Raw genomic sequence first — 2,670 nt, 5'->3', positions numbered from 1 at the left:
ACAGTTATTTAAACGAAGCAATATAATAAACTCTTTGTTAAATACTCATTTATTTTCAAAATCATGATTAATCATTAACATTTTATTATTTTAAGTTTTTTAAGAGAACTTCACCCAATAAAACCACATATTAATTGTTTTTGTTAGAAAATGAAATAATTCCCATATCTTTCAATTTAACATAATATGTAATTTTTTTTAATAAATTAAACATTGATTAATAAATTTTAATTATATTATAAAATTTATAATACGGACTTATATATGATTAAATAAAATATATTTTTAGACCTAACTTTAATTTTTATAAAGTTAAATTGAAAATAGTTAGGTCGAAAAAAATAGAGGTTAAAATAAATGTTTAAATTTGACAAAGAACAAACAGTATTTGACTTCGCTGGAGTCAAAATGGGTGGACAACCTGGAGAATATCCTACTGTTCTGGCAGGAACCATTTTCTATGGCGGACACAATATTCTTAATGATGAACTAACTGGTGATTTCGATAAAGATCGGGCCGAACAGCTAGTTAATGATATGGCATCAATTTCAGACGTAACCGGAAATCCTTATATCGTACAGGTTTTTGGACAGACTGTTGAAGCTCTTCCAAAATACATCGAATATATTGGAGAAATCTGTGATGCTCCATTCCTTATAGATTCAACATCAGGAGATGCAAGAGTTGCAGGTGCACAGTATGCAGATGAAACCGGATTAACAGAAAGAGCAATTTATAACTCAATTAACATGGCAGCAGACAAATCAGAATTAGATGCACTTGCTGAAACAGGTATCTCAGCTTCCATCATATTAGGATTCAACCCTATGAATGCTACCATTGAAGGTAAAATGGCAATGTGGGAGGATGGGGATGACGGTGCATATGAAAAAGGTTTGCTTGAAGTTGCTGAAGAATGCGGTATTGAAAAATTCATGATGGATACTGCAGTAACCCCTTTAGGCCAGGGAGCAGGTATTGCAGCAAGAACATCTTTTGCAGAAAAAGCAAAATGGGGATATCCAGTCGGATCTGGAATCCACAACGTTCCTTCTGCATGGGACTGGTTAAGAGATTATAAAAAAGCAGGAAACAAAACTGCATTTACTGTCTGTGATATCGGTGCTAATATCGTGCAGGTAATGTGTGCCGGAGATTTCGTTTTATTTGGACCTATCGAAAATGCTAACATCGCATTTCCAGCAGTAGCACAAACTGATATGTTCATTTCTGAAGCAGCAAAACCAATGGGAACCGAACCTGTTGATTACCACCCTATGAATAAGTTGGTATAATTTTTCAAAATTTTTTCATTTTCAGCCTCTACGACATGTTGTTCATGCCATCGCAATAAATGGTATGGCAAATCTAAACATAAGTACATAAGTTAAACAAGCACTGGATAAATCTATCCAGTGCTAAAAATTTATAATGCAACATCTTTTTTTGTAAAATACATGTAAGAAATAACCATTCCAATCAAGAAAGTGGCCAAAATTATTCCATAAGAGACAGTAATGCTTGTGCCATATTTTGCTATTTCACCAGATGCAATCAGATACGGGCATACCCAAGGAACAAACGGCGCCCAGTTCTGGCCGTAAACCATAAGATTCACCAATGCAAGTCCTGCACCTCCAACCATTGCGGGAACCATATTTGTTATAAATAGTGAAATGAATACAAATGGAGAGAATGTTAAAAACAACAGCACATTTGCATAGAGTAGCTGTGCAAAGCTATCAATGAATAACTTTAAGCTAAATCCATCCAAACCTGCAATTAATCCGAATACAAGTGTTGAAAAGCTTGTAACCACTGTTAAAATTACAATCCAAACTAAAAACATGATGTATTTGCTTGCCAGGAATTTTGCCCTTGAAACCGGAATTGTCAGCATTGTCTTTAGAGTATGTTCATTATATTCCCTTCCAAAAAGGTAGGAAATGATTATGGCAAAGATTAAAACCGCAAACATTGCTGATGTGTACATGTTCACATTGGTGAATAACAATTCAAAGGTATTGCCCTCACCAAATGCTGTAACCGCAATAAACATTAAAAATGGCGGAAGAATAGCTCCCATTAGACTTAACAGGAATATTTTTGATCTTTTAAGCTTTAAAAATTCCATTTCAATGAAAGTCAACATACAAATCACCTCAGTTATTGGATACAAATCTTGTGAAAAACTCTTCAAGGTTTTCTTCACACAGATTTACCTTTTTAACATCTATTCCGGCTTTAACAAATAATGCATTGAATTTATCCCTTAAGCTTAAATGAGTATACAAGTAAATTGTATTCCCATTAACTGTAAAATCCTCATTTTGCTTAAGCTCCAATTCTTTAAAAATATTAACTGCCAGATTAATGTCTGATACTTCAAATTCGACAAATTTGTTCAATCTGTTGTGTAATTCCTCTTTTGAGATTTCGTCAATCAGAACACCTTTATCCATGAACCCTATTACATCAGCGATGTTTTCTATTTCACTTAGAATGTGTGATGAAATCAGGATAGTTATTCCGAATTCATGAGATAACCTTTTAAGCAATGTTCTTATCTCTTTGATTCCAAAAGGATCCAGGCCGTTTATCGGTTCATCCAGAATCAAAAGTTCGGGACTGTGCATAATGGCCGCAGCTATTCCCAGACGCTGTTTCAT

General features: G+C 34.0%; 2 protein-coding genes and 1 pseudogene. 1 reads left to right on the top strand and 2 read right to left on the bottom strand.

Annotated features, from left to right (window positions below; all coding sequences use genetic code 11):
• Positions 1 to 357: 357 nt before the first annotated feature.
• Positions 358 to 1,296 carry a tetrahydromethanopterin S-methyltransferase subunit H gene (gene mtrH, locus ACJMLH_RS09745; RefSeq protein WP_405277159.1) on the top strand — a complete coding sequence of 313 codons (939 nt, stop codon included), beginning with the start codon at positions 358 to 360 and terminating at the stop codon, positions 1,294 to 1,296.
• 131 nt (positions 1,297 to 1,427) lie between these two features.
• On the opposite strand, the gene ACJMLH_RS09740 is transcribed toward mtrH, so the two are convergent.
• Together ACJMLH_RS09740 and ACJMLH_RS09735 are read right to left on the bottom strand one after the other, a co-directional pair.
• Positions 1,428 to 2,153, bottom strand: coding sequence for an ABC transporter permease (locus ACJMLH_RS09740; protein ID WP_405277157.1), 726 nt, complete (start codon positions 2,151 to 2,153; stop codon positions 1,428 to 1,430).
• Positions 2,154 to 2,163: 10 nt separating this feature from the next.
• Positions 2,164 to 2,670: pseudogene (locus ACJMLH_RS09735) on the bottom strand (ABC transporter ATP-binding protein); the annotation flags it as partial.

It is taken from the genome of Methanobrevibacter sp., from assembly GCF_045116495.1.
Lineage (GTDB): Archaea > Methanobacteriota > Methanobacteria > Methanobacteriales > Methanobacteriaceae > Methanocatella.
This window is presented reverse-complemented; position numbering and strand designations above follow the sequence as displayed.